Consider the following 26959-nt stretch of genomic DNA (forward strand, 5'->3'; position numbering starts at 1 on the left):
GAGAGCCTTATGTCTGCTCTACATAAAACCTTTGGCTCTGTCGAAATTAAGAGCCTTGATGAGCAAAAGCGAACCTTCAAGGGAATCGCAAGCACACCAAATCAAGATCGCGCCAAGGATGTGATGGTGCCAAAAGGCGCAGATTTCGATCTGCCTATGCCTTTGCTATTTCACCATGACCCACGATCAGCCATTGGTCATGTGACAAGCGCAAAAGTCACCGCGAATGGAATTGAGGTCGAGATTCATATTCCTGAAATTGAGGAAGAAGGCGACCTGAAACGCGAAGTCGATAAGGCTTATCAGTCATTGAAATACGGTTTGGTCAAAGGCTTATCGGTTGGTTTTATCCCGAATTGGGATGAGGCGGAAATGATCAAAGGTGGTGGTATCCAGTTCAACTCATGGGAATGGTATGAGCTTTCATTGGTGACTATCCCTTGTAACCGTGAATCAGAAACAGAATTTTCAAAAGCATTTGAGGAACACAAAGCCGCGTTGGGCAAAAAACCTCAAGACGTTCCAGATGGCGCTTCATCTGAACAAAAACACGTTGTCGTAAAACTTAATAGCCCAACAAAGGGTGGAGTGAAATTAGTATGAACAAACATCTACAGCAGTTACTAGATGCAATCAATGCAAAAAACCTTGAAAAGCAAGGCATTATCACCAAGGCATTGGATGCGGGTAACACCCCGAATGAAGAAGAAGATAAGCGAATTGCAGATATTGATGCTGAGATTGCACAGCTGCAAAAAACCTTTGATAACCTAAAGGCGACATTGGACGCAACTGCTAAAGCTGCTGCAACCGCAACTCCTGTTGCTGGACAATCTGCTGAAGAAGCTATGAAGTCGGCACAAGGCGATCCAAATCCTGCTACGCCAAAAATCGAAGTGGCATCCAACCTCGAAAAAGGTATTGGCTTCGCCTTGATGGTAAAAGCGTCTGCTGTTGCTGCCCATAGCAAAGGTCAGGTAACTGCAATTGACGTACTTAAGGCTTGGAATGCACCAGAACAAGTACAAAGCGCTTTACAGCAAAAAGCTGTGATTGGCACAACCACAGATCCTAACTTTGCCTCTGCTTTGGTGGATTACCAGAACCTAACCGGTGAATTTATTGAATTGCTTCGTGGTAAAACAGTAGTGGATCGCCTTGCATCGCGTATGCGTCAGGTGCCATTTAACATCAAGATGCCATCGCAAACTGGTGCATCTGCTGTGAATTGGGTTGGTGAAACAAAGACCAAGCCTGTAACCAATCCGACATTTGGAAGCATGACGTTATCTAAGTCAAAGATCGCAGGCATTGTTCTGCTTTCTGATGAGTTGGTGCGCTTCTCAAACCCTAAAGCAGACACCTTGGTCCGTGATGATTTGGTTAAATCAACAGCTGAATTTATTGATGATCAGTTCTTTGATCCAGACAAAGCGGAGTCGGATGATAGTCCAGCATCTGTTTTAAATGGAGTTGCTGCAACGCCAAGCACGGGTGAAACAGCTGAAGCTTACGAAGCAGATTTATTTGCTTTGCTTCAATCTTTAACCGATCAAGGTATTTCTATTTCTGGTGCGACTTGGGTTATGTCTGAAACACGTGCTGCTAAATTAAGCATGATGCGTGATGCATTAGGCCGTAAATACTTTGAGGGAATGAACCTTCAAGGTCAAAGCTACCTAATGACACTACCTGTGGAAATTTCTGCCGCAGCAGAAGATAAGATTGCGCTTGTATTGCCAAGCGAAATCCTTCTTGCGGATGATGGAAGTATGGACTTCTCTGTGAGTTCTGAAGCCACAATCAACCTTGGTACGGATGCAGCACCTAACTGGATCAACCTTTACCAAAATAACCTGATGGCCATTCGTGGTGAGCGTTTTATCCGTTGGAAAAAGCGTCGCGCTCAGGCTGCAGGATATATCCAATACGCCTGATTTAATTTAGGTCAAAACAGCTCCTTAATCGGGGCTGTTTTTATATCTAAGCATCACAATTGTTTAGCTATAGGAACAGTCTATGAAGATTAAATATTTAAAGATGACCCACGATTCCAATGTCGGGGATATTAAAGAGATTCCTGATTTTCAGGCAAATGTATTGCTCAAAATTGGTGTTGCAGAGGTTTATACAGAACCGAAAAAAGCAGCACCAAAAGCAAAAAAAGAAGATAAAACCAAAGAATAGGATGTAAAGAATGGGCTTTTTCGGAAATTTATTTGGTAAAAAGAAATCCCTCCAAGGAGTCCATTCAAACCAAGGGTGGACTTCTTTATTTGTGCACGAGCCTTATTCTGGTGCCTGGCAAAAGAATGATGAGCTGACTCGGGAAGATTTGGCGGCACATCATGCGGTTTTTAGCTGCGTTTCATTGATTTCGCAAGATATTGGCAAGATGCCGATTCTGCTAAAAAAGAAGCAGCAAGGCGTCTGGATTGATCAAGATATTCCAGAGCGTTTTAGCGTCCTGAATAAGCCAAACCACTACCAGACATGGCAACAATTCAGCGAACAATGGACCACATCATTATTGCTTCGCGGAAACACCTACGTGTTTAAGGTTCGGGATATTTTTTCAGGCAAGGTTGTTGGGCTAAAAGTTTTAAATCCTGACTTAACAAAGCCATTAATTAGTGATGCTGGTGATGTTTTTTATCAACTCAATGATGATCGACTCAATCAGACTTCGCATGAAGTGGTGCCTGCATCTGAAATTATTCACGACCGAATTAACTGCTTCTATCATCCACTTGTAGGCTTATCGCCAATTACAGCATGTGCGGTAGCAGCAGGGCATGGGCTGGAGATTCAAAAAAGTCAGCGTCAGCATTTCAAGAATAACAGTCGACCGGGTGGAATCTTGATTGCTCCCGGACCTATTGATCCAGAAAAAGCAGCAGCGATCAAAAAGCAATGGAATGAGAACTATAGTGGCGCCAATGCTGGTTGCACAGCGGTAGTTGGTGACAACATGAAGTTTGAAGCCATTACCGTTTCGGCTGCAGATTCTCAGTTGATTGAGCAGATGCGAATGACGAATGAAGTCATTTGTGCTGTTTTCCATGTACCGCAATTTAAGTTAGGTATTGGCACCATTCCAGCAGGGCAAAAAGTTTCAGATCTAAATGAAATCTATTATTCGGATTGCTTGCAAAGTCTGATAGAAGCGCGTGAAAACTTGCTCGATGAAAGCCTTGGTCTTAAAGATGCCAACTTAGAAGCCTTTCTTGATCTAGATACATTGATCCGCATGGATTCAGTATCCCAGATGCAGCGACTCAAAGAAGGTGTTGGTGCGGCAATCATGACGCCGAATGAAGCGCGCCAAAAGCTTGGCCTAGGCCCATTGGAGGGCGGTGACACGGTTTATATGCAACAGCAGAACTATTCTCTTGAGGCACTGTCTAAGCGTGATCAAAAAGAAGATCCTTTTGGAAAATCCACACCAAATACACCACAAAATACCGAAAATTCAGACCAAAAAGGCCAGTATCAAGGCGTTTTTAAGGCTGAAAATCAGTATAAATCAGGCCAGTTTGTAACGCACAAAGGCTCATTATGGCACTGTGAAAAGGATCATTCGGGTGATTTTAGCCATGAAAACTTCAAATTAGCGCAGAAAAAATGGGGTGAAGAATGAGTATTGTAAGTCTTGAGACCCTAAAAGAGCATTTGCGCTATGACGACGATTCAAATGACATGATGCTTCAGGGTTATTTAGATGCAGCGGATTCAGTGGTGTTGAGTTACATCACTGATGAGCTTGAGCCTGATTACCCTAAAGCAATTCATCAGGCAATTTTATTGTTGTGTGGATATTGGGATCAGTACCGCAATGCTGAGCAGGAAATGCCGGTAAATGGCAACTTTCTACCGATGCCGGTACAAAGCCTGCTTTATCCATATCGTAAGCCTACAGCGATTTGAGGTGATCTATGGCCCAACGTGCCGGCGAACTATGCCACCGTGTAACGATTCAGCATAAAACCACGGTCTATGATGAATACAATTATGAAACCGAAGCCTGGACTGAATTTAAGAGGCTTTGGGGTAAAATCAGTTTCCTTTCTGTGAAAGACAGCTTAAATGCCAAGGCTGCCGGATCAGAAACCACAGCCCGGCTAAAGCTGCGCAAGCGTAATGATATTGACTCAGGTATGCGTGTTTTATTTGATGGTCAGACCTTTCAGATCGTTTCGCCACCTAAACCAGACAATGAAAACGGTCGCATTTATATGACGTTGGAGTTGTCATTAGTGGAGTAGGTCATGTCAGTAGAATTCAATATTGAAGGCTTGGATGAAGTTCAGGAAAAACTTAAAAGACTTGGCAATCCTCGCTTGATGAAGAATGCTGCAAGGCGCTCTATGCGTAAAGCCATGTCGATTGTACGTGATAGCGCTCGCGCTAATGCCAAAGGTCTAGATGATCCGCAAACAAGCGAAAAGATCTGGAAAAATATTGCGATTGCAGCGGGTAAAACTCGAAATCCTAACGAGGTAATCATGCGTGTCGGTGTGCGTGGCGGTGCGTCATTCTCCAATCCTAATCCACCTAAAACAAGTGGTGGTGACACCAGACATTGGCGTTGGGTAGAGCTAGGCAGTGTGCATAATCCACCAACTCCATTCATGCGCCCAGCCTTACAAAACAACATCCAAGCCGTGACCAATAGCTTTGCTGAAAACTTCAATAAGGAAATTGACAAGGAACTCGCTAAATTATGAACATTTTACCTGTAGTTCCGGTGCTCAATGCCAGTATTGATGTGAAAGAATTGCTCGGCACCAATCCTTTAAGAGTATTTGAAGACATTGCACCACACAAAACACGATATCCCTATGCTGTTTGGTCAGTGGTCACAGCAAATCCTGAAAACCACTTGGATTGTCCGGCTAATACTGATCATGTGTCATTCCAAATCGTGGTTTACGACACCGAGCAGAAAAGAGCATCGGATATTCGGGCAGCAATCAGAATGGCTTTAGAGCCGCACTGTTATATCACCAACTTTCACCCAAACCATTTTGAACGCATTGCTGATACTAATATTTTCGGTCGCGGCTTTGATGCGAATTGGTTTTTAGATCGAATAGACAGATCTGCGAAAATTTATAGTTACATTGAAAAATCAAGGCTCTTTATTGGCTCGCAAGAAGTGATGATTGGTAAAGATTTTGATTTAGTTTAAACGGAAATTTCCACATAGCACCCAACCGGGTGCTTTTTTTATGCCTAAAATTGAGGAGCACTCGCAAATGGCAGAATTACGCACGCAAGGGACAAACGTCTTTGCTTTTGATGGTACCGACATTACGCAACTTGTCTGTGTAACCGGTATTGATCTGGGAAGTGATAGTACTTCAAAAATTGAAACAACCTGTCTTGAAGAAAAGAAATCCAAATCCTATGTGCCCGGGCTATCTGATCCGGGGGATGGTTCACTTTCAATTCGACTCGACCCTAAAAACAGCTCACACCTAAAACTTATTCAATGGGCAGAAAATCGCACTGAACTTGAATTTTATATTGGTGCAAGTGATTCAGTGGCTCCGCCAACAGTAGCTACAAAGAAGGTGACTCTACCTACTGGCCGCTCATTCTGGTCATTTAAAGGCGCACTAACTCCAGCAGTACCAACTTTTGAAGCTGATTCTATTGTGGGCTATCAGTTCACTTTACAGCGTTCAACTGGTGTAACTCTGACTCCAGCAACCGTTTAATCCAAAGCCCCTTTGTTGGGGCTTTATTCTTTCTGGTGAATCATGAAAAAATTAACTTTAAAAGACATTAAATCTGGCGCTCTAATGGGTAAGCCGGAGCATGTAACCGTTCAAATTAAAGTAAATGGTGAAGACGCGGAGTTTGATACGCATATTCTGCCATTTAGCTACAGCACAGCAGTAGCCCAAATGAAGGCCTATGGTGAAAACAAAGAGGCATTAGCTGGTGTTTTGGCAAGTGTTATCTGTGATGAAAAAGGCCAGCTTGCATTCACTGAAGATGAGATCCGAACTCACTTTAATCAGGCTTTGGTGGATGCACTGTGGTCAAAAATTGTGGATATTAATGTATTGGGAAAGCAACTGAACTCAACCAAGACGACGAAATCCTCATCGAGATCAGCATCGCGCTCGGCAAAACGTACAGCGAAATCGCAGACCTCCCATACAGGGAAATTAAAAAGTACACCGCCTACATCCGAAAATACGGAAGCCTCAACCTTGGAAGAAGATTGGAGCAAGAGTTAGCAAGGATTCACCAGTCTATTTTAATGCTGAAAGGCGTTAAGAATGTGAAGCTGCATGACTTGATGACCCATGAAGAAAAGCCACAGGAAAAGAATCTGGAAGATTATCTGGTAGAGAATTTTGGGAAATAAGAAATCAATACGGATTGGTTTCTTTTTCATCTGATAATTAGTATCTTGTCCTAAATAAAGAGGGATTAGATATGAAGAAAATCATTTTATTGGCTTTGGTTGCTGGGCTGTTTGGGTGTGCTCAAGAGCCAAAGTTGTCGGAAGATAAAAAGCAACAAGTTGTAAATCACTTTAAGGGTGACAAAACAATAAAGGATTCTGTATGGGCCTCAGCATCAACATTTAGGGTGGGGGTTTTGGATGACGGCTCAAGCAGGGACGGGCTGGCGCAATATGTTTGCCAAGAGTTAAATGCGCTGAATGTTCACAAAGTTACAGTCAAGGTTATAGATATACAAGCCCTTGTATCTACAAATAAGTGGATAGATTTGGGGCAGGCAAATTGCTCGTAAATAATCAAACTTAATGACCGCCACTAGGCGGTTTTTTATTACTTAATTTACGGTAACTAGTTTTTTTTGGTATAATAATCAAACAACCCCGACAGTGTTGGAAGCACATATCGGGGTCTAATCAACCTGTTAATATGAGTAACAAGATGACTGAATCCAATTCTAGAGTCATAGCGCCTGCTATGCAATCTAAAAAAACAAGCCAACGAAGAACAACTGAGCAATTTATCCTTGAGGCTATTACAACCCACGGTGATAGATATGATTACTCTAAAACCGTTTATATAAATGCAAAAACCAAAGTCTTAGTTACCTGCAAAGAGCACGGTGATTTTTATGTGTTTGTTCATACCCACCTAAATGGCGGAATATGCAGAAAATGCAGCAATGAAATTACATCCAAAACCGTAGCCAGCAAAAAAGAAAAACCAACAACTAAGCGAAAAACCACGCATGAAATAGTAAGTGAATTTCAGTTGGTACATGGTGAGAAATACGACTATTCAAAAGTTTTTTATATCAACAATCGAGAGAAGGTTGAGATTGTTTGCAAAGAGCACGGGTCTTTTTATCAGACCGCAAAAAGCCATAAAAATGGATGTGGGTGCCCTGACTGTGGAGTGGTATCTAGGGTAGGTAAAAGGAGGAAGCCTATAAATGATGTTATTTCCAGTTTTATTAAAGCTCATGGGCATAAATATGGGTACCACAAAGTAAAATACCTTGGTGCTATGAAAAAGGTTTGCATTGAATGCCCTGATCATGGTGATTTTTGGCAGACACCAGTAGATCATCAAGTTGGGCATGGGTGTCCAGTCTGCAAGGTTTCGTATAACACATACAAGCGGCAGGATTACATTGATATCTGTGCACTGAAGGGTGGTATGTCAAAGCTGTATGTGATCGAGTGCAATGGTGGTGGGGAGGAATTTTACAAGGTTGGAATAACTCGAAAACCCATATCTGAAAGGTTTAACAGGGGGAGCATGCCCTATAAATATAAAATTTTATACCTGATTGAGGGTACTGCTGGGCTTGTATGGGATTTAGAAACACAAATACATAGACTATTGAAAAATTACAGATATTCACCAAAGGTTGATTTTGGCGGCTCTAAGACTGAGTGTTTTTCATCAATTCCAGTAGGTGTTTCCAAATTAATATCCAAAATAAGCTCTAACAATCAGATGCAATTATTGGCATGAATTTTTTTAAATCATAAGGCGCTTAAGGCGCCTTTTTTTATTGAGGTGCCTTATGGCTAATAACCTGGGTGTTTTGACATTAAACCTTGTGGCCCGTATCGGTCAATTTGTTGAGCCAATGAAGAATGCCGAAAGACAGACCAAGACTTCAGCAAGCAATATGGCGCGCGATTTCGAGGAGGCTGATAAAGGCATCTCAATGTCTGCAAAAAATATTGGGCTTTCATTGGCTGGGGTTGCTGCATCCTATGTCTCTCTTGATCGACTGATCAATACTCAACGCACTTTTGATAAGCTGAATGCAGGGTTAATAACAGCAACCGGGTCAGCAGAAGGCGCGGCAGCAGCATTTGATTCTTTGCAGAAGTTTGCAAAAGAAACTCCTTATGGCTTGGAGCAGTCTGTAGGTGCCTTTATTAAGCTTACAAACTTGGGGTTAAAGCCATCTGAAGCCGCACTAACATCTTATGGTAATACTGCCGCTGCAATGGGTAAAGATCTCGATCAAATGATTGAGGCTGTTGCTGATGCTACCACTGGTGAGTTTGAGCGATTAAAAGAATTTGGAATCAAGGCTAGTCAAGAAAATGGCAAAGTGTCGCTGACATTTAAAGGCCAAACCACCACCATTAGAAATAATGCCAAAGAGATTGAAAAATATCTTCTTAATCTGGGTAATGTAGATTTTTCTGGCGCAATGGAAAACCGCATGAAAACCCTAGATGGGTCTATTGCAAACCTTGAGGATACGATTGATGGATTATTCCTAAAAGTATCGCAATCAGGAATTGGTGATGCGATTAAAGCCGGTGTGGATGGGGCTAGTGAGTCACTGGAAACTCTAGGGGATAACCTAGATACGGTTGGTGATATAGCTTTGGTGGTTGGTGCTATATTTGCGGGCCGTTACTCTGCCAACATGCTTGGAAGTATCCAAAAGACGATCGCTGCAAGTGTAGAGCAAAAACAGGCCTTAGTGGCAGAGAAAGCAGCAAATGTTCAGCTGCTGAGCACTCAGATGCAGGCTGCGAGAAGTAAGGTCGGTGCACTTACTGCTGAGCAGAACCTACTTATTGCCAGAATTCGTCAAAACACAAATCTACAAGAAAGGATTGTTTTGGAGGCAAGAGCTACTCAGGTTGCTATTCAACTTGCAGTTGCAGAAAGGCAGGCCACAGCATCTACAGCTGCATACACAGTTGCAACCAGTGCGGCAACCGTAGCCACAAGTCGACTTGCATCAGCTAAGGCGCTTTTACTGGGACTAACAGGTGGTTGGGTGGGGCTTGGCCTTACTGTAGCTTCTGTGGCGGCAGGCTATTTGATGATGAGAGATGGCGCTGATGAGTCCACTAAATCATTAAGAGAAAATAATGAGTCGGTTGATGATGCAATCAAGAAATACAAAGAGCTTGATGGGGTTAAACGTCGTGCGCAGCTTGTCTCTGAAAAGAATACTCTTCAGGATCTAGCAAAGGAATACGATGAAATTAATTCTAAATTAATCACTGCTACTTATTCATTCAGTCGTCACAATGATATGACATCTGAGCAATCAAAGCAGGTTAATGCTTTAATTGCTGAATACAAAAAAACCGGTGATATTGATCGATTCTCAGGAAAAATTAATGCCTTGAACTTTATTAGCCAGACTTCTAAGGATCGATTCAATACTTTGGGTGGGTCTGTAAAAGATGCTGGTAATGAATTTAAAAACCAAAAGTCTTTTGTGGATCAGATGGCTCCAGCAGTTAAGGGGGTTGGTGATCAGGCCAAACAGACTGCTGGCGAGGTTGCTGGTCTAAGCGCAGAAATTCAAAAACTTCTCAACCTTAATACCGAGGGGGCATCGAAGAGCAACTACTTAAACGAACTCGTAAAGAGAAATATTGATCCAAAACTTGCTGAAATGATGTATGAGGCGCGAAAGGCTTCAAATATAGCTGGTACGAGTGAAAGACTAAATGCGAAGGTGCTGAATTCTGTGCTTGATCGCTGGAAGGCAGATCAAGGCTTGAATAAAACCCTCGAAGAGCGCGCAAAAATCGAGGAGAGAAACAAGAAGCTTGTCGAGGCTCAGGGCAATGCTATGAAGGTGAATGCTTTGGTTGCATCTAACGCAGCTAAAGCGAATTATGCTGCACTAGAATCCGCCAAAGGACTACCAAAAGGCTTATTGTCTGCTGTAAATATGACTGAATCACCAAATAGCAATACTGCTAGAAGTAGTGCTGGTGCAAGAGGTGCATTTCAGTTCATGCCAAAAACTGCTGAGCGATTTAATGTTGATGTTAATAGCGTTAATTCTAGTGCAAAAGGTGCAGCCGAGTACCTTGATAAATTACTCAAAATGTTTGAAGGCAACCTTGAGAATGCTTTACGCGCCTACAACTGGGGTGAAGGCAACATGCAGAACTATTTAAAATATGGCTCAGGCATGAAGAATGGTCAGAAAGGGTACTTTGCTGACAGACCGCTACCTAAAGAAACGCGCGAATACTCTGGCAAAGTAATGGGTTATATGGGTGGCTCCAGTGGTGTTTCATTCACAGAGGATTATTCTTTTGATGACTGGTTGAAGGAGCAAGAGCAATTTGCTATTGAGCGCGAAAAACGTGAAAAGGAGCTGGCTGAAACCAAGAAAGCTATTCAAATCAGCTATCACAATGAATGGCAGGCTCTTGAATTTGAGAATCAGGAAAGAATCAAGGAGATCGAAAAAGCTTTTGCTACTGATCCAACAGAGCGTGACCGTCTTTTAGGACTTCAACAGAAGGCTTATGAGGAGGATGTGGCTAATTGGATTAAGGCTCAGGACGATCGTGTAAAAGCTGAGAATGAAGCTAATCAGCAGATTATTTTAGCGCGTCAAAATGCCTTTGCCATGATGAATGGGCCTTTGGGTGCCATGGTTCAGATGGGGGTGGAAGCCAGCGCCCGAGCATCCATGAAACCAGAGGAGTATCAAAGATGGCAGCTGGGTAATGAGCAGCAAGATGGTTATTCTCAACTTGCAGACAACCTTTATTCTGCACGGGAGGGTATTCAGAATGATGAATACACTACCGATACTGAAAAGTATCAACAGCTCGAACAGGCTTATGAAGTTTATCTGCAAAATAAGGCTGCACTATCTGAGGCGTACAGCAAACAGGAGCAAGATCTAGCAAAAACTCAGTACGAAAGTCAGTTGAGTTTATGGGGTAATCTTTTAGGCCAAGCGCAAAATACTTGGTCGCAGATGACTCAGGCGGTTAAGGACAGTGCGGGAGAGCAATCAGGTGCTTATAAGGCCATGTTCTTAATGCAGCAAATGTTTGCCATTGGCTCCGCTCTAGTAAGCACACATTTAGCCGCCACACAAGTAGCCGCTGATGCAACAATTCCTTTCTTTGGTGCCAAAATTGCGGCATCAAAAGCAATGCTAGCAATGGGTTACGCCAATGTCGGTCTAATCGCCGGTCAAACCATCGCAGGCATGGCCCACGACGGTATTGACAATATTCCAAAAGAAGGTACATGGCTTTTGGATAAGGGTGAACGTGTTGTTGATAGTCGGACGAATGCTGATTTGAAAGGCATGATTGCTAATCAGAAGAATGGTGGTGGCAACGTAGAAATTAATGTGCATGTTACTGACTCAGGCGTAACAACACAATCTAACCAGTCGGATCAGAAGCAACTCGGCCAAATGATTGGTAATGCGGTTCGTACAGTGATTCGTCAAGAGCAACGACAAGGAGGCTTATTAGCACGATGAGCAATCAAAAATTTACTTGGTGCAATGACCTGGATGGAAACTCTCAAACATCGAGCTTTAAAGTTCTTCAGTCCAGTTTTGGGGATGGATATACACAGCGAACGAGTGTTGGAATTAACAATCGGTCAGGCACATGGGCGTACAAGAGAACAGGCAAGAAGGCTTTGATACAAGAGATCAAGGCCTTTTTTGATGCACATAAGGGTGCTGATTCCTTCCTTTGGGATTCACCTTTGGATGGCGAGGTTCGTGTCGTAGCAGGGGATTATATGCCGATCAGTTTGGGCGGTGGTATGTGGTCAATCTCCACCACATTTACCCAAGATTTCAAACCTTAAATTCAATCAACTTTATGCCCTCAATCGAGGGCTTTTTTGTGGGCGTAAATTATGGCTAAACAAACAATTAATCAGGGCACAGCACCTACCGGTGCCGGTGGTGACACGTTCCGTTCAGGTTCAGCAAAACTACAGGCGAATGATGATGAAATTTATAACTATCTTGGCGATGGTGTAAATTTAAATAAATTGGGTACAGCTGCTTTTAAAAATACAGGCACTCAAGCGGGCAATGTGATGGAGGTTGGTGCTTTTGGGTTAGGCGGTAGCGCATCACCTGATGGCAGGGGTAGCGATGCAAACAATGTAACTAAAAACGGCATTTACAACTCAGCAGAAAATTCATGGTTGTTTTACGGTGCATATTTACATATGCAACTTGATCATACAGTTGCAGTGCAAATCGGCACATCAGTAGTTGGTGACGACAAAGCTCTGAGATTCAGGACAAAACAAAATGGGACTTGGAACCCAGTATGCAGCACCTTAACAAACCGTAACACAACAACTGATAGTAACGGCTTTATCAAAGCCGCATCACCTATCGTTAAGCTTTTTGCAGATAAAGTCGAACTTAACGATGAAGCTCAACAGCAAGAAATTATTTTTGAAAAACTTGGTGTGGGTGATTATTTAATTAAAGGATCAACAGGTTTTGCGCAAGAAGGTTGGTATGTTGAAACACCTAAGGACGCAAACGGCAACCTGCTTGTCGCTGTTGTATATGAGCAACTTGAAAATGGCGACATTAGTGTTAAGACGTATGACTATATGCTCAATAAAAAAGGGCGTATTGTGGCTGACATCGAAACGCCTTTAGATATTCCTGAAAACCGCTGGATTGACTTGCGTCTACAAGAGCTTCCGCAGCCTGAAATTGAAGAGCCAGAATCAATGGCACCACCAGAATTTCAACCTACAGGTTTAGCTGAAGCGGTTGCTACGGTGATGGAGTCTTATCATGACCCTGAACAGTGACTTTCAAAAACTCTACGTTGATGGACTGATCACGCTATTTGAATTGGATGCTCGCGCTTTGGGCGCGGGTATTCTGCGCTTTCATGGGCATATTTCTTATGAAGATTGGGAGCGTATTTATACGTCCATCGGCTCAAGTGAATTAATCGGTTCGGATATAGGCTTCATTGGTAAAGTCTATGATTTGAGCGATGAAAAGACATGGCATCGAAATATCATCTGGCAGGGTCAGACTTTCGAGCCAATGGCTTTAGAAGTATCGGGCTTAGAAATGCGATCCGATGGCAAAGCTTCAGCGCCCACTTTAAGCATGGCGAACAATATCGGCGGCATTCAAGGCGCTGTATCGGCTTACTGCTTGCAGTTTGGTGACTTAGCAGGCGCAAAACTCAAAGTTATTACCACGCTTGCCAAGTACCTTGATGCTGAAAACTTTAGCACTGGTAATCCGACAGCATCAAACGAAGCAAAAGAGCAACTTTGGTATATCGAGCAAAAGACGTCTGAAAATGCTCAAGCTGTTACTTTTGAACTCTCAAACCCAATTGATTTTGAAGGTCTGAAAATACCAGTTCGGCAGATTTCTAGTTATTGCGCATGGGAATATCGTAGCGAACAATGTGGCTATACAGGCGCAGCAATGTTTACGGACAGAGATGAACCTACTGACAATCCTGCGCTCGACAAATGCTCAAAAAGAACGAACGGTTGTGAGTGTCGATTTGGCAAGGGTAACGTCCTACGCATTGGTGCTTTCCCTGCTAGTTCATTATTTTAGGTGATGTATGAAACTAACCGCAAAACTTAAAAAAGCTATACAGGCCCATGCTTCGGAAGCATTCCCTCTTGAAGCATGTGGTGTGATTGTTAATAAAGAATACACTCCGTGTCGCAATATTTCAGACAATAAAAATCAGTTTGAAATTCATCACGAGGATTTAGCCAAAGCTGAAGATATGGGCGAAATTCAAGCCTATGTGCATTCACACCCAAACGCATCAGCACGTGCATCTGAGATTGATTTAATTCAGATCGAATTGCATGAAAAGCCATGGGTGATTTGCGCTTATCCCGACATTGAATTTCAAGTGTATGAGCCATGTGGTTATCGAGCTCCACTTGTCGGCCGAAATTTTCATCATGGGTGGCAGGATTGTTATTCGCTCGTCCGTGATTTTTATGAGCGTGAACTTGGTATCAAGCTGATTGATTTTGAGCGTCACGACAAGTGGTGGTTGGATAAAAAGCATCCTGCGTTGTATTTGGATAATTTTGGAAAAGCCGGCTTTATTGAAGTCGATAAACCGCAGTACGGTGACGTTATGTTGTGCCGAATGGGGCGCACCGAACATGTGAATCATGCTTTGATCTGGTTGGGCGATAACGGCATGCTGAAGTCCGAAAAGACAGACCCTTGCATTGGGTCAACATTGATTCTCCACCATATGTATGACGCAAAATCAATTCGTGAAATCTTTGGTCCACAATGGCAGGAACGAGTCGTGAAGGTGGTTCGATATGCTAAAAAAAATTAGACTTTATGGAGTTCTAGCAAAAAAATTCGGCAAAGAATTTCGTCTTGATGTAGAGAATACTCGCGAGGCCATGCGTGCTTTATGCGTGCAGGTGCCGGGCTTTGAGCATTTCATGCTGCATGCGCATGAGCAAGGCTTAGAGTTTGCTGTTTTTCAGGATAAGCAGAACATTTCTGAAACCGAACTCGATATGAGCACCAGTGCAAAAGTCATCAAGGTTGTACCTAAAGTGAAAGGTGCAGGTGGCGCAGTTCAGACAATTCTCGGTGCTGTGCTAGTAGTGGTTGGTATTGTTGTTGGGGTCACAACGGGCTGGACCGGTGTTGGTGGAGCGGCGGGTGCAGCATTAATTGGTGCTGGTGTTGGCATGATGGTTGGCGGTATTGCCATGATGCTCATGCCTAAGATTGATAATCAAGATCAGAATCAGGACGGCAACAAGGCCAATAAAGGCTTTGGTGGTGCAGTCACCACGGTAGCGCAAGGCAATCCAGTACCAGTGCTATACGGTCAGCGTGAAGTCGGTGGCTTCATCGCAAGTGCTGGACAATATCCAGAAGATTTAATGTAAATAATAGGAATATACAGGCGCATAGAGCGCCTTTTTTATTGTCTGAGGATAAGTATGAATGCAGTAATTAAAGGCGCAAAAGCAGGGCAAGGCAAAGCAAGAAAAGCAGTGATTGCGCCAGATTCAGCCCAATCCAAGACCTATATTAAAATTCTATATGGCTTATCTGAAGGTGAAGTTGAGGGTCTAGCAAATGGCCTGCAATCGGTATTTCTTGAGGAAACGCCACTACAGAATCCGACTGGTGGCTGGAACTTTGAAGATGTTCAGGCTGATTTTCGTCATGGTACGAACGACCAGACTCACATCGAAGGCTTTCCAGATATCTCCTCTGAAACTGCAATCAATGTCGAGCTTAAATCGGAAATGCCGTGGGTTCGCTCACTGACCAATACTGATCTTGATGCAATCCGTTTACGTTTTAAATGGGGACCGCTACGCGAGCAGAATGCTGAAAATGGGGATGTAAAAGGCATCGTCATTCAGTATGCGATCGATTTACAAACTGATGGTGGCACATGGACTGAAGTCCTAAACACTCAAATCGCTGATAAAACCTCGGCAAACTATGAGCGCTCACATCGCATTGATTTACCAAAGGCAGATACAGGTTGGACTGTCCGTGTACGTCGATTAACACCAAACTCAACATCAGAATATATCAGCGACAAGATGTATGTAGATGCGCTGACTGAAGTCATCGATCTAAAGCTGAGTTATCCAAATACGGCTTTACTTGGCCTGCAATATGACGCGGAAACCTTTTCCAATGTGGCAAAAGTCGCAGTCGACTTAAAAGGCATTAAGCTTCAGGTTCCATCAAACTACGATCCAGTGGCACGTACCTATACAGGCATGTGGGATGGTACATTTAAACGCGCTTATACCAATAACCCTGCGTGGATCTATTACGATATCTGCACCGCTAAACGCTATGCACTGGGCGACCGATTAACTTCCGCAATGTTGGATAAATGGTCTTTATATCGCCTTGCACAGTATTGCGACCAGATGGTTGATGATGGCAAAGGCGGAAAAGAGCCACGTTTTACCTGCAACGTTTATCTGCAATCCACCGAAGATGCTTATGTAATTCTCAGCAAACTGGCAGGTGTATTCCGTGCGATTTCATACTGGGATGGCAATTCCATTGTGTGTGATGCTGATATTCCGCAAGACACTTACTTTACTTACACACGCGCCAATGTGATTGATGGTCTGTTTGAATATTCAGGCACTCGTGCGCGCGATCGACACACTGTTGCAAAAGTGGCTTGGGATAACCCTGCAAATCACTATAAGACAGAGTATGTCTATGTGCGTGATGAAGCAGCTATTGCAAAGCTCGGTGTACGTATTGCTGAAATTGATGCTTGGGGCTGCACATCAGAAGGGCAGGCACAGCGTGCTGGATTGTGGGCTTTAAAATCTGAACAGCTTGAGACTCGCACTGTTTCTTTTAAAGTTGGTTTGGATGGTTATATTCCACAGCCGGGCCGTGTGATTGAAATCGCAGACGAGCTTTTTGCTGGCCGCGCCAATGGCGGTCGTATTTCTGCTGTCAGCACTGATCGCAAAGTCATTACCCTGGATCGTGATGATGTTGTGTGTCGTGCGGGTGATCGACTTGTTGTAAATGGTGAAAACGGTAAGGCGCAAGCGCGTATTGTGTCATCAAAAATTGGGCGCAATGTCACAGTCACAGTGGCGTTTGACTCTGTTGCTGCTGAAAATGTGTGGGTCGTTGACGCGCAAGATTTAAAGACTATGAAGTTCCGTGTCATGAGTATCACTCAGGATGACAAACATCAGTTTTCAATCACTGGCTTACAATATGAATCAGCAAAATATGATGCGATTGACTTTGGTGCTTTCATTGATGAGCGTCCAATTTCTATCATCAATCCGACTGTTCAAGCGCCAGTAACCAATGTTTTGATTTCATCTGAAACCATGGTTCAGCAAGGCTTGTCTGTTGAAACCATGGTGATTACTTGGGATCAAGCGCAAGGTGCAACCAAGTACCAGGTGGAATGGCGTAAAGATGATGGTTCGTGGATTAAATTACCAATCACGGGTAGCAATTCAATTGAGGTTCAGGGCATTTATGCGGGCAATTATGAAGCGCGTGTGACTGCAATTTCAGCCTTTGATGTTGCATCATTGCCAACTTATTCCATGTTGACAGCATTATCAGGCAAGCAGGGCTTACCGCCAGCTTTAGCAAATATATCCGCAACAGGAATTCTATTTGGGTATCGCCTAAACTGGAATTTTCCTGCGGTTGGCGCACTTGATACTGCTTACACAGAAATTGAAATCTCAAGCACAGCAAATGGCGCTAATGCTGCACAGCTTGGTTTATTTGCCTACCCGACAGACACACATGAACTTCAAGGCATGCAGCCAAATCTGACCCGTTGGTTTCGTGGTCGCCTGATTGACCGGATCGGGAATATTGGGCCATGGTCTGCACGTGTTAGTGCTACAACGTCTGCGGATGCTTCTGCTGTTCTGGATTTGCTTTCCAATAAGATCACCGAAAGTCAACTACATCAAGATCTGCAAACCAAGATTGATAAGATTGATACGATTGCAGGGCTAGATGGTGATATCGGTAATTTGATTGACAATATCACAGCAGTACAGACTCAGGCAGACCAGCTGAATACAGCCTTAAATCAGGAGACCCAGCAACGGATTTCAGCAGTACAGGACTTGAATGATGGTCTAACTCAGGAGATTGAAGATCGTCAGACTGGTGATACTGCTAACCTGAACGCTTTGAATAACTACAAGAGCAGCAATGATCAAGCACTTGCAAATGTTCAGCAACAGGTAAACACAGCGGTAACCGCGACATCTGCAAATACACAAGCGGTTCAGGCGCTGGATAGCCGTGTAACTACAGCAGAAGGAAATGCAAATACTGCAAAAACCAATGCAGCTACCGCATTAACCAAGGCTGAAACCGCAACGACTCAGGCTGGATCAGCAGCAAGTCTAGCCAGTCAGGCCAGTGCAATTGCAAATCAGGCAGCCGATACAGCAGACACAGCAAATCAAACCGCTGCAACTGCTTTATCTACTGCGAATGTTGCTGCAACTCAATCAGGTGCCAACGCAACACGACTTGATGCGATTACTCTGGAGCTGGGAAATAAGGCCAGTACTGGCGCATTGTCTCAAACCGATGCAAAAGTGGCTGAGCATGAGGGAAAAATCAGTGCCAATACAACCAAAATTGATGGTGTATACGCACAGGTCAATCCAAAGTTAATTGGCTCAACTGAAGACCTGATTGGCTCAACTGAAGGCTTTGCAGGCACATGGACTTTGCAATCAGCAATGATTGAAAATGACATGGCTTTGAGTCAGCGTATTGACACTACAGTTGCTCAGATTGGAGATAACACAGCGCTCATTCAGGCTGAAGTGATTGCCCGTGCTGATGCTAATTCAGCATTAGGGCAGAGAATTGACACAGTTCAATCAGCCACCGCTACAGCTCAAACTACAGCCAATGACGCACTTGGCAAGGTTAATACTGCGACGCAAAACATCGCGACAGTGCAAAACCAAGTCAATACTTTGACTACACAGCAGGGGGCCACAGCAACACAAGTTGGCACCATTCAAACAACCGTAGGTCAAAATACAGCGTCTATTCAGGAGGTCAGCCAATCAGTCAATGGATTGTATGCCCAGAAGTACATCAAACTCGACGTAAATGGAAAGGTCGCAGGTTGGGGCGGGGCTAACGATGGTAAAGAATCTAATTTCATTCTGAACTTTGATTCATTTGCGATTGGTTCAGGGGGTAGCACAGGTTATTACCCATTCATTTTCCGCAATACGCCATTCACTGATCCGGTGACAGGTACAGTGTTTCCGGTGTCCGCTTACTTGAAATCAGCAATGATGGATTATCAGTCTGTCAAAACTTCGCATATTGAAGATTTGGCGGTTAAGACTGCAAAGATTGATGATTTGGCGGTGACTACTGCGAAGATTGGCGATCTTCAGGTCGATACACTAAAGATTAAGGATAATGCTGTTACGGTGCCAATTGCTTCGTACAACGATACACCAAATACATGGCCTTCAAGTATGACCATGCGATATCCCGGCACCTACGCAGGAGGCACTGCAACTCTGGATGATACCTCGAATGCCTTTGGCGATCTTATAAGCATCACACTGAACAGGTCTGGAGGTAAGTGCCGCATCGAAGGTAACGTAGAGTTTAAGAATCTACAGGCAGCGGTATGGTCAAGCAATCAAACCGCCTTGGCAAATTCAAACCAAACGCTATATGTAGGGCTTATTTTGCTGAAAAACGGAAGCATTATCCGGAGAATGCGCGTACCCGCCAACACAGTCTTGCTTGGGGATACAATTGCTCAGTTTAATGGATTTGTGAATATGCCTATCCACTTGGATGATGCAGGCACAGGGAATACAACATATACCTTGCGCATCGGCATAGGAACAACAAGGAACAGTCCAGCCGGAGTATATATGAGTAGGCCGGCTACACCTGCTGAGTATTGGCCTTCTGTAGTTTCAGCATCATTAGCAGTAATGGAGATTAAGAAGTGACAGCGATAGTGGAAAAAGCTACGGGGCGATTTATTAAGTCAATAAGCGCCCCTGACGATGTTGTAGAGATGAATACTCCTGAAGGGTGTCTTGCGGTTAAAGACCCTCCTGAGCCAAATATGTATTATCAGGATGGCTGGGTAGCAATGCCCACTCAGCCATCCCCATACCACATATTTAATTACGATCTAAAGGATTGGATTGATCCGCGCACCCTAGATGAAATCAAAGCCCAGAGATGGACTGAGATTAAATCTGAGCGCGATCGACTTGAGTTTGGTGGTTTTGAGTTTGAGGGCGGTATTTATGATTCAGATCAGGTTTCTCAAGGCCGTATCATGGGCGCAGCGGTTGCAGGTGTAGATCAAGTGTGGACACTGGCAGACAATACAACGGTTGAGTTAAGCGCATCACAGTTACAGCAACTCTATGCAGCATTGCAAGCCCACATTGCAAACGTTCACGAAAGAGGGCGCATTGCAAGACAACTAATCTTTGAAGCTGAAACAAAAGAGCAGGTTGAAGCAGTCCAGCTATAGCACCTTCGGGTGCTTTTTTATTACCAAAATTTAGGGGGGCGCAATGTCAAATGACTATTCATCTGATCCACCAGTAGCAACAGCAGGGCAGCTTCTTGCCATCTCAGACAAGATCAATGACATATCTAAAAGCATGGATAAGTTAGCTGAAATGCCCCAAAAACTTGACCGTATGAACATGCAATTAGAGCAGCTCAATAAAGAGCATCAGCAGACCCGGAATGACTTAACTCAGACTCGGGACAATCTGCAAGATGACTTAGATCGAGCCAAGTCGAACTTCAAAAGCGAGATCAAGCAAGTCCGAAATGAGATTGATCCGAAGTTTAAAGAAATGGATATGCAGATCAGGGTGCTACATGAAAGCAAAACCAAGATTGATAACACCACAAGTCTTGTGCGCTTTGGTGGTATTTTCTTGGCTGGTCTATTTGTAGTCGCATGGAATACTCAAACATCCAAGACAGACACGGTAAACACTCAAACCATGACCAACACCCAATCCATCCAAGTTCTTGAAAAACAATCAGACCAACTCTTAAGAACGGTTGAAGAAATCCGCAACAAACTATATGAGCGAAATATGAGAGAGGAAAAATGAAATTCATCCCCGAAAACGTCTGGAAATATTTATCTGTAAAGCTCCCAATTATCGGAGCTTTTTTATTGGGTGTTCTTCCTGTTTTAATTCAAGAGGGCATCAACACACAACTCATTCCGACTGAATACCATGCTATTTTGCTTTCAGTTGTATTGCCTGCATTGGCGTACATTGGCCGTAAGATTGCACAGCCTAAAGTTAAGGGTGGTCCATAATGAAACACATTTTTGATTTCTTACGAAAGATCAGTGGTGGCAAACTCACCCAAAAGCAGGTTGATGCTGCAGATAAGTTAATTGCAACTGCCTATGATGACTTGAACGACGTGCTGGGTATCGCCATAGATGAAATGCATGTGAGTCCAAGTGGAGTCGATTTGATCTGCAATTTTGAAGGTCTGCGACTGAAAGCCTATGATGATGGCGTGGGTGTATGGACCATTGGTTATGGCACCACAAAATACCCAAATGGTATTCGTGTCAAAAAAGGGGATACCTGCACACTGGATCAAGCCAAAGCTTATATGCAGAACGATCTGAAATCATTTGAGCAGACTGTAAATAATACGGTCAAAGTTCCACTCAATCAGAATCAGTTTGATGCCCTAGTTTCACTAGCCTACAACATTGGATCAACTGCATTCAAAAATTCCACCTTAGTCAAACGATTGAATGAAGGTAATTATAAGGCTGCTGCCAATCAATTTAATGTTTGGGTCAATGCTGGTGGAAAGCGTATGCAAGGTCTAGTAAATCGCCGAGCTGCAGAAAGTACTTTATTCTTAAAATAGATAAATGCCCTCTAATGAGGGCTTTGTTTTTTACTTTAATAAATAATTCCTCAATCCCCACCCAGATTCCTTCCTAAAAATCTCTCCATTCCTTATCGTGTGTTCTATATAAAAGTAGGTCCATGTTTTCATTTTAATCCAACCTATTTGCAATCTCTGATGCAGTTGCATTGTAATAAATCATCAGGCTTCTTAAATCCTTATGACCGATCATCCGCGCCAAATCCAATACTTCCAATTTCTGAGCAAGCCTTGTGCATGCTTCATGTCTTGAATCATGAAAATGTAGATCTTCAATTTCACACTTATCTCGCAGCTTTCTCCAAAGTGTATCAAAGCTAGAATCTTTCACCGTAAAAACCTGATGACTGCCAACACCTTTCATAAGCTCAAGCAATTCAACAGCACGCTTGGACAGGGGTACATGTCGTTTTGTTCCATTCTTGGTTTCATTCAAAGTCACATATCTATTCTTTAAATAAACCCGGTCCCAAGTCAGGCCGCGGATCTCACCAGCACGCATTGCAGTTTCAATCGCCAACAGGAAAGCAATCATAATTTGCTGTGTGAAATTCTCAGGTGCCTGATCATCGAATTCAGCAGCCAGACAAAGCCTGTAAATCTCATCTTCTGATATACGTCTGTCGCGATGTGCTGGTGGTGGTGGCATCTTTAAATCACTCATGGGTGAATCATAGACCCACTTCCATTCAGTGCGTGCAACAGTGAATAGGGCAGACAGGATATTTCCCTCACGTCGTACCGAAGCCGGCTTGACTGTTTTTAGTCTGGTATCTCGCCACACCACAAAATCATCGGTGGTAATTTTGGCAATATGCTTTTTTGCAATCTTTGGAAAGTTTCTTTGGAATGCCCGAAATCTTTTAATCTCAGCATCACAACCTTTGTGCTTTGGACACACTTCCTCTATGTATCTATCAATTGCACAATTTAATGTATAATCAGGAAGCTTTCCGCGTGATAACTCTCTTAATTCAGTTTCACGTTTTGATGCCCATGCGCGAGCCTGAGTCTTAGTATCGAATGTCGCACTTTCCCGAGTACCATTCACACTAATCTCAACTCGCCAAGCATCACCCCTTTGTCTAAAGGTGGCCATAAATTCTCTCTCAAAATGTCGTGGCGTAAATTTGGCGTAATCAATATAGAATGAATAATAGGGAATAATAAGGAAACATTAAACTATTGAATTAATGAGCCACACTTAAACCTATAAAATTAAAGAAAAAATAAGGAAAACTAGGGAATAATAAGGAAACCGCAAATTTCGGAAAGTGCCCGCTGAGCGCACCATTTATTTAACTATAAATCTGAAAAATCAAATTAGTAACGCACACAGTTGCGTCCATCGTCTTTCGCCCGATAAAGATTGTTATCGGCAGTTTTCAAAACGTCTAGAATATTTTTAGAACTGTCTGGCCAAGAAGCAATACCAATCGAAATGCTGATGAAACCTATGTTGTGAATTTCTTTACATGCAATCTCTTTTCTGAACCTTTCTGCACTTTCATAAACTTCAGTAAGATTGCTGTTCGGTATAATAATGATAAATTCTTCACCGCCATAACGGCAGCAAAGATCATCTTTACGAAATTTTTGCTGCATCGTCTTGGCAATATGCTTTAAGACAACATCACCTTGATCATGACCATAATTGTCATTCACGTTTTTAAAGTGATCCACATCCATCAGAAGTACTGAAAACGGGATGTTCATTTTCATGTTTTGAGTCATGACGTAATTTAAACCACGACGATTCATCAAGCCGGTTAAAGGATCCGTATTAATATGATGATCCATCTTGCTCATTTGTTGTGAAAATTTGCGAACACTGAGCAGTAGGGCTAACTTGAATTTTGTGACCTCATAGTACCAAGGCTGGATATTCTTAATTTTTGAACCGATTTCTGCCTGATTTAGCAGACTCGCCATATCTGCCAGTTGATTCAACGGGGCCGAGATAGAGTCAGACAGTCGCCATACAATATAAAAAACAAGCAGATAAAATAAAAAGAATCCTGCGGCTAATTTATAAAGGATACGCCAATCTCAACTTAAAATAAGATTTTCGAATTGAATTGGTGAATGACCAAGCTTTTTATTTAGCACCACACAAATTGTATGCGACAGAATTTTACGAGTTATGCGGTGGGTTAAATGCCATAGATCTTTTGCCCTCACTTTCTGAATGTGAAAGCGATCTGTTAATTGACCAATCACTGTTTCAATCTTTCTTCTGGCTTTCATCAGTATTTGCAGTGTCTCTTTAGGTCTGAAATCTATCATGTTTTTTCTAAAGGGTGTTTGTAAATCAATACCCTGATATTCATAATATCGTTTCAATTCTGGTCTTAAATAGCCCTTATCTGCTCCCAGTAAACCGTAAATATCATTCGTAATTTCAGGTGCAACATCTCGCTCATCACAATGAGCAGGTGCAAAGGTATAACCCGAAATCATGCCTGAAAGATTAATGACGATATGAGCTTTGAAACCATAATATTTTTCTTGTTTTGCAGCACAATAACTAAAACCTGCGTATTCTTTAAAGTTTTTATGCTTTCTAGCTCTGGTATAACTACAGACAGGGAGTGGGAAGCCATCAATAAAGTGAATGTTATCTGAACCATAACGCTGAATGAGCTGTGCCATAATGGATTGACTGACATGCCACAGGTTTGCACAATGTTTACAGAAATTGGGATAAGATCCTAATTTTGGAAACCATTCTAACCAATTGTTTTTGAAATACATCCAAATATTTTTGTCTGTATCTAAACCAAGAAATTCACCTACTATTTGCATAGTGATGATTTCTGCATCAGTAACAGCAGGCGGAAAACCACGAGTTCTCAGGGGCTGAGTAACAACAATGGGATAAAGTTCTTCTATGATTACATAGACAAAAATGATAAATTCTTCAATGGACATAACTTTGCTTTAATTTCTTGGTGGAAACTAAAATAGGGTTATGTCCTTTTTATTTCAATCACTTAAAAAGTTGAGATTGGGGTTAAAGGATAGAATTTGCCTGTTTAAGTAAATCATGGGTGGGTTGTTGGGAAACCACGATCCAGTTTGAAGTCGGAATATGAGAAAAACCCGCCAGATTATCAGTGCCCTGGCTATTGATTAAACGAATTTGACCATTTTTATGCGCATGCATATATTCCAGACCAGTATTATTGCTGGCCAATTGACCGATTCTTTCACGATCGGGATGGAAAATAATTTTATTTTCATTGTTAATCACATACATATAACTATTCTTATAATTTTTATAAGTGGTTAGAAGCTGATTAATTACATTTTTTTCTTTTAAATAAATCGCTGAACCGATGAAGCCCTGATAGTGATTTGACTTGTCAAAAATAGGTTGAGAAATAAACACAATCATATTTTTTTGCACAGAAAAATAGGGCGAAGATATATAAGTCGATTTTTTATGAAGAGAGTCAATAATCCCTTGAGTATGTTGTATTTTGCTTTTATCAATATGCAGAATATTAGGGGAAAAGTTTATCAGTCTGCCTTGGGTGTCACTGATCACAACACTGTTATAGTGTTCAGACTGATATTTTAATTTATTGACCTCGGCTTCTCTTAGCTCATTGTTATTAAAGTCTTGACCTAATATCTTGGCACTATAGTCCAGCTCAAGAAGCATATTTCTAAAATGGTTGTCTGTGCTTAATGCAATTTTATGTGCATGATCAGAGTTTAAGGCAAGAGAATTGTCGATTAACTGATTTTTTACGATCTGATAGCTAATAATGAGAGAAATAATAAAAAGGCTAGACACACTAAAAATAGCCAATAAAAGTATTAACTGCCTTAAATTGAGATCAAGGTGTTTCCTAAAATTATTAGCTGACATAAAAAATTAGATATACCTCTATGTATTTATGAGCATTGTATTGCATTTATATTCAATGTTTAAGGTTGATATAAAATTAAATTTCCATTAAGTGGGAGTTTTTATTTCGATCAAATTTAGAATTTATAGATTGCTTGGCTGTAAATAGGGTGGATTTGAAAAGCTGAGTAAGGTTCTGAATATTTGACTATGCTGCAAATAAAAATATGGTATTTAACGTTCAGAAAATCAATTGAATAATTTTGATTTCCTCATGTAAGTTATTAAATAATCAGACAAAAATATGGTTAATTGACATTGATGGGAGATTAAATTGTCGCCATTTTTTGAAAAATAATCATTTTAAAATTAGTCGTATCGATTCATGACAGCAGTTTCTTTGAATATTGCGTCCTTTTCCGGAAGTATTTTTTATTTATAAAAAATCATATTCCAACTTAAATTTTAAAGCGCTTATTGAGATTATGAACGAGAGTATTGAGCCGTCTATGCAACGGGAAGTTGTATGCTTAATAAGGTATTTTTCTAGAAATCAATAAATTAGATAAAGACGATATGAATGCAGAAGTCTTCGGATAACAAGCCAGAAATATTCTAATCTGCTTTAAAAAATGACAATTGAAATCTTGTATAAGTCTTCTTTTAGAAGTGTAAAAGAGTATTGTCGGCTAAAAAAATACTGTTATATTCAACTCATGGTAGGTCGTAAAATCAATAAGACGCTACCGATAAGTTGGACGGATCAATGACAGTTAGTTGAGTTTGATGTTTATCACCAGACAATAAATCTAGCACTAGCCATCCAACACAGAGCTCGCAGAAATGCGAGCTTTTTTAATGTCTGCACAATTCATTAAGTTTAATATTCTTTTTCTTATAATCCATTCAGATAAAAAAGTTTACATTGCCAAATTCGCTAACATCTTGAAGATTAATCGCTTGGCTAATTATGGTATAAAAAACTGAAAATTGGATAATGAGAGAGGAAGGAAAAATGTCAAAGATGATTGATATCAAGGTGAAAGATCAATTTAGCCAAGTGACTGAAGCGAAAGCGATGCTGCGTTCCTTTGCAGAGCACAACATTCATCATGCAGCTGAGTTGGTCAAAAAAATTGAACACATCGTGGTGGATGGTGAAACCATTCTGCCGAGTATTGAGTTGTTGTTTGAAAGCCAACAATCTTCAAATATTTATCGCGTTATCGAATAATTTAATCAGTGAACTTCAGATAGGTAGAAAAAAATTGAACTTATTAGGACTTACGCACTATTATTTATAGATTCTCTGTGGTAGCAGATGATTTTTATCGAGAATAAAGTCATCAATGAAGTTTTTGATAACTGGTCTAAATAATTTCTTCTGCC

At 42.0% G+C, this 26959-nt stretch carries 26 protein-coding genes and 3 pseudogenes; 25 read left to right on the forward strand and 4 right to left on the reverse strand.

Features of this window, described 5'->3' with window-relative positions; all coding sequences use genetic code 11:
• The first annotated feature begins 9 nt into the window (after positions 1-9).
• From WFH18_RS06000 to WFH18_RS06115, 24 genes and pseudogenes are all read left to right on the forward strand, one after another.
• On the forward strand, positions 10-603 hold the full coding sequence (locus WFH18_RS06000; RefSeq protein ID WP_336754690.1) for an HK97 family phage prohead protease: 594 nt from the start codon (positions 10-12) through the stop codon (positions 601-603).
• Positions 600-1937: a phage major capsid protein gene (locus WFH18_RS06005; RefSeq protein WP_336754691.1), complete on the forward strand. Its 1338-nt coding sequence runs from the start codon at positions 600-602 to the stop codon at positions 1935-1937. The genes WFH18_RS06000 and WFH18_RS06005 overlap by 4 nt, the downstream gene beginning before the upstream one ends.
• Positions 1938-2019: 82 nt before the next feature.
• Positions 2020-2187, forward strand: a complete 168-nt coding sequence (locus WFH18_RS06010) for a hypothetical protein (RefSeq protein WP_218209083.1) — start codon at positions 2020-2022, stop codon at positions 2185-2187.
• A gap of 10 nt (positions 2188-2197) precedes the next feature.
• Positions 2198-3640: a phage portal protein gene (locus tag WFH18_RS06015; protein WP_336754692.1), complete on the forward strand. Its 1443-nt coding sequence runs from the start codon at positions 2198-2200 to the stop codon at positions 3638-3640.
• Entirely contained in the window at positions 3637-3927 is a 291-nt protein-coding gene (locus tag WFH18_RS06020; protein ID WP_336754693.1) for a head-tail connector protein, read from the forward strand. Before WFH18_RS06015 ends, WFH18_RS06020 begins: the two co-directional genes overlap by 4 nt.
• 8 nt (positions 3928-3935) lie before the next feature.
• A complete protein-coding gene (locus WFH18_RS06025) occupies positions 3936-4265 on the forward strand; it encodes a phage head closure protein (protein ID WP_336754694.1) in 330 nt (109 codons plus the stop codon).
• Positions 4266-4268: 3 nt separating this feature from the next.
• On the forward strand, positions 4269-4727 hold the full coding sequence (locus WFH18_RS06030) for an HK97-gp10 family putative phage morphogenesis protein (protein WP_336754695.1): 459 nt from the start codon (positions 4269-4271) through the stop codon (positions 4725-4727).
• Positions 4724-5092 (forward strand): annotated as a pseudogene (gene gp17, locus WFH18_RS06035) (tail completion protein gp17); the annotation flags it as partial. The gene WFH18_RS06030 and the pseudogene gp17, both read left to right, overlap by 4 nt.
• Positions 5093-5258: 166 nt before the next feature.
• Positions 5259-5723: a phage tail tube protein gene (locus WFH18_RS06040; RefSeq protein WP_005103722.1), complete on the forward strand. Its 465-nt coding sequence runs from the start codon at positions 5259-5261 to the stop codon at positions 5721-5723.
• Between the two features lie 42 nt (positions 5724-5765).
• Entirely contained in the window at positions 5766-6251 is a 486-nt protein-coding gene (locus tag WFH18_RS06045) for a phage tail assembly chaperone family protein, TAC (RefSeq protein ID WP_336754696.1), read from the forward strand.
• A complete protein-coding gene (locus tag WFH18_RS06050; RefSeq protein ID WP_336754697.1) occupies positions 6236-6382 on the forward strand; it encodes a hypothetical protein in 147 nt (48 codons plus the stop codon). Before WFH18_RS06045 ends, WFH18_RS06050 begins: the two co-directional genes overlap by 16 nt.
• 71 nt (positions 6383-6453) lie before the next feature.
• Positions 6454-6774, forward strand: a complete 321-nt coding sequence (locus WFH18_RS06055) for a hypothetical protein (protein ID WP_336754698.1) — start codon at positions 6454-6456, stop codon at positions 6772-6774.
• A 146-nt stretch (positions 6775-6920) separates the two neighbouring features.
• Entirely contained in the window at positions 6921-7979 is a 1059-nt protein-coding gene (locus WFH18_RS06060) for a GIY-YIG nuclease family protein (protein WP_336754699.1), read from the forward strand.
• A gap of 52 nt (positions 7980-8031) precedes the next feature.
• Positions 8032-11739: a transglycosylase SLT domain-containing protein gene (locus tag WFH18_RS06065; protein ID WP_336754700.1), complete on the forward strand. Its 3708-nt coding sequence runs from the start codon at positions 8032-8034 to the stop codon at positions 11737-11739.
• On the forward strand, positions 11736-12077 hold the full coding sequence (locus tag WFH18_RS06070; RefSeq protein WP_005103710.1) for a phage tail protein: 342 nt from the start codon (positions 11736-11738) through the stop codon (positions 12075-12077). Before WFH18_RS06065 ends, WFH18_RS06070 begins: the two co-directional genes overlap by 4 nt.
• A 51-nt stretch (positions 12078-12128) precedes the next feature.
• Complete coding sequence (locus WFH18_RS06075) at positions 12129-13055, forward strand: phage tail fiber protein (protein ID WP_336754701.1); 927 nt, start codon at positions 12129-12131, stop codon at positions 13053-13055.
• On the forward strand, positions 13039-13833 hold the full coding sequence (locus WFH18_RS06080; protein WP_336754702.1) for a phage minor tail protein L: 795 nt from the start codon (positions 13039-13041) through the stop codon (positions 13831-13833). The genes WFH18_RS06075 and WFH18_RS06080 overlap by 17 nt, the downstream gene beginning before the upstream one ends.
• Before the next feature lie 7 nt (positions 13834-13840).
• Positions 13841-14590 (forward strand): C40 family peptidase, encoded by a 750-nt coding sequence (locus WFH18_RS06085; RefSeq protein WP_336754703.1) that lies wholly within the window; start codon positions 13841-13843, stop codon positions 14588-14590.
• Complete coding sequence (locus WFH18_RS06090) at positions 14574-15161, forward strand: tail assembly protein (protein ID WP_336754704.1); 588 nt, start codon at positions 14574-14576, stop codon at positions 15159-15161. Before WFH18_RS06085 ends, WFH18_RS06090 begins: the two co-directional genes overlap by 17 nt.
• A gap of 54 nt (positions 15162-15215) precedes the next feature.
• Positions 15216-19763, forward strand: coding sequence for a TipJ family phage tail tip protein (gene gpJ, locus WFH18_RS06095; RefSeq protein ID WP_336754705.1), 4548 nt, complete (start codon positions 15216-15218; stop codon positions 19761-19763).
• Entirely contained in the window at positions 19760-20302 is a 543-nt protein-coding gene (locus WFH18_RS06100) for a DUF4376 domain-containing protein (protein WP_336754706.1), read from the forward strand. The genes gpJ and WFH18_RS06100 overlap by 4 nt, the downstream gene beginning before the upstream one ends.
• A gap of 43 nt (positions 20303-20345) precedes the next feature.
• The gene (locus WFH18_RS06105; RefSeq protein WP_336754707.1) at positions 20346-20903 is read left to right on the forward strand and encodes a hypothetical protein; all 558 of its coding nucleotides are present in this window, start codon (positions 20346-20348) and stop codon (positions 20901-20903) included.
• Positions 20900-21118 (forward strand): hypothetical protein, encoded by a 219-nt coding sequence (locus WFH18_RS06110; protein ID WP_336754708.1) that lies wholly within the window; start codon positions 20900-20902, stop codon positions 21116-21118. Before WFH18_RS06105 ends, WFH18_RS06110 begins: the two co-directional genes overlap by 4 nt.
• Positions 21118-21693 (forward strand): lysozyme, encoded by a 576-nt coding sequence (locus WFH18_RS06115; protein WP_336754709.1) that lies wholly within the window; start codon positions 21118-21120, stop codon positions 21691-21693. The genes WFH18_RS06110 and WFH18_RS06115 overlap by 1 nt, the downstream gene beginning before the upstream one ends.
• A gap of 133 nt (positions 21694-21826) precedes the next feature.
• Here WFH18_RS06115 and WFH18_RS06120 read toward each other — a convergent pair whose 3' ends face one another.
• From WFH18_RS06120 to WFH18_RS06135, 4 genes and pseudogenes are all read right to left on the reverse strand, one after another.
• The gene (locus tag WFH18_RS06120; protein WP_005103697.1) at positions 21827-22813 is read right to left on the reverse strand and encodes a site-specific integrase; all 987 of its coding nucleotides are present in this window, start codon (positions 22811-22813) and stop codon (positions 21827-21829) included.
• A gap of 224 nt (positions 22814-23037) precedes the next feature.
• A pseudogene (locus WFH18_RS06125) lies at positions 23038-23754 on the reverse strand (GGDEF domain-containing protein); the annotation flags it as partial.
• Positions 23755-23763: 9 nt separating this feature from the next.
• Positions 23764-24645, reverse strand: coding sequence for an IS982-like element ISAba9 family transposase (locus tag WFH18_RS06130; protein WP_004282326.1), 882 nt, complete (start codon positions 24643-24645; stop codon positions 23764-23766).
• An 85-nt stretch (positions 24646-24730) separates the two neighbouring features.
• A pseudogene (locus WFH18_RS06135) lies at positions 24731-25591 on the reverse strand (cache domain-containing protein); the annotation flags it as partial.
• 994 nt (positions 25592-26585) lie between these two features.
• Between WFH18_RS06135 and WFH18_RS06140 the strand changes: the two are divergent.
• Positions 26586-26804, forward strand: a complete 219-nt coding sequence (locus tag WFH18_RS06140; RefSeq protein ID WP_004645598.1) for a hypothetical protein — start codon at positions 26586-26588, stop codon at positions 26802-26804.
• The last annotated feature ends 155 nt before the right edge of the window (positions 26805-26959 follow it).

It is taken from the genome of Acinetobacter sp. USHLN143 (assembly GCF_037145695.1).
In the GTDB taxonomy this organism is placed as follows: domain Bacteria; phylum Pseudomonadota; class Gammaproteobacteria; order Pseudomonadales; family Moraxellaceae; genus Acinetobacter; species Acinetobacter fasciculus.

Coding starts and splice junctions, on each gene's coding strand:
- WFH18_RS06000 (WP_336754690.1), top strand. CDS start 10: ATGTCTGCTCTACATAAAACCTTTGGCTCTGTCGAAATTAAGAGCCTT.
- WFH18_RS06005 (WP_336754691.1), top strand. CDS start 600: ATGAACAAACATCTACAGCAGTTACTAGATGCAATCAATGCAAAAAAC.
- WFH18_RS06010 (WP_218209083.1), top strand. CDS start 2,020: ATGAAGATTAAATATTTAAAGATGACCCACGATTCCAATGTCGGGGAT.
- WFH18_RS06015 (WP_336754692.1), top strand. CDS start 2,198: ATGGGCTTTTTCGGAAATTTATTTGGTAAAAAGAAATCCCTCCAAGGA.
- WFH18_RS06020 (WP_336754693.1), top strand. CDS start 3,637: ATGAGTATTGTAAGTCTTGAGACCCTAAAAGAGCATTTGCGCTATGAC.
- WFH18_RS06025 (WP_336754694.1), top strand. CDS start 3,936: ATGGCCCAACGTGCCGGCGAACTATGCCACCGTGTAACGATTCAGCAT.
- WFH18_RS06030 (WP_336754695.1), top strand. CDS start 4,269: ATGTCAGTAGAATTCAATATTGAAGGCTTGGATGAAGTTCAGGAAAAA.
- WFH18_RS06040 (WP_005103722.1), top strand. CDS start 5,259: ATGGCAGAATTACGCACGCAAGGGACAAACGTCTTTGCTTTTGATGGT.
- WFH18_RS06045 (WP_336754696.1), top strand. CDS start 5,766: ATGAAAAAATTAACTTTAAAAGACATTAAATCTGGCGCTCTAATGGGT.
- WFH18_RS06055 (WP_336754698.1), top strand. CDS start 6,454: ATGAAGAAAATCATTTTATTGGCTTTGGTTGCTGGGCTGTTTGGGTGT.
- WFH18_RS06060 (WP_336754699.1), top strand. CDS start 6,921: ATGACTGAATCCAATTCTAGAGTCATAGCGCCTGCTATGCAATCTAAA.
- WFH18_RS06065 (WP_336754700.1), top strand. CDS start 8,032: ATGGCTAATAACCTGGGTGTTTTGACATTAAACCTTGTGGCCCGTATC.
- WFH18_RS06070 (WP_005103710.1), top strand. CDS start 11,736: ATGAGCAATCAAAAATTTACTTGGTGCAATGACCTGGATGGAAACTCT.
- WFH18_RS06075 (WP_336754701.1), top strand. CDS start 12,129: ATGGCTAAACAAACAATTAATCAGGGCACAGCACCTACCGGTGCCGGT.
- WFH18_RS06080 (WP_336754702.1), top strand. CDS start 13,039: ATGACCCTGAACAGTGACTTTCAAAAACTCTACGTTGATGGACTGATC.
- WFH18_RS06085 (WP_336754703.1), top strand. CDS start 13,841: ATGAAACTAACCGCAAAACTTAAAAAAGCTATACAGGCCCATGCTTCG.
- WFH18_RS06090 (WP_336754704.1), top strand. CDS start 14,574: ATGCTAAAAAAAATTAGACTTTATGGAGTTCTAGCAAAAAAATTCGGC.
- gpJ (WP_336754705.1), top strand. CDS start 15,216: ATGAATGCAGTAATTAAAGGCGCAAAAGCAGGGCAAGGCAAAGCAAGA.
- WFH18_RS06105 (WP_336754707.1), top strand. CDS start 20,346: ATGTCAAATGACTATTCATCTGATCCACCAGTAGCAACAGCAGGGCAG.
- WFH18_RS06110 (WP_336754708.1), top strand. CDS start 20,900: ATGAAATTCATCCCCGAAAACGTCTGGAAATATTTATCTGTAAAGCTC.
- WFH18_RS06115 (WP_336754709.1), top strand. CDS start 21,118: ATGAAACACATTTTTGATTTCTTACGAAAGATCAGTGGTGGCAAACTC.
- WFH18_RS06120 (WP_005103697.1), bottom strand. CDS start 22,813: ATGGCCACCTTTAGACAAAGGGGTGATGCTTGGCGAGTTGAGATTAGT.
- WFH18_RS06130 (WP_004282326.1), bottom strand. CDS start 24,645: ATGTCCATTGAAGAATTTATCATTTTTGTCTATGTAATCATAGAAGAA.
- WFH18_RS06140 (WP_004645598.1), top strand. CDS start 26,586: ATGTCAAAGATGATTGATATCAAGGTGAAAGATCAATTTAGCCAAGTG.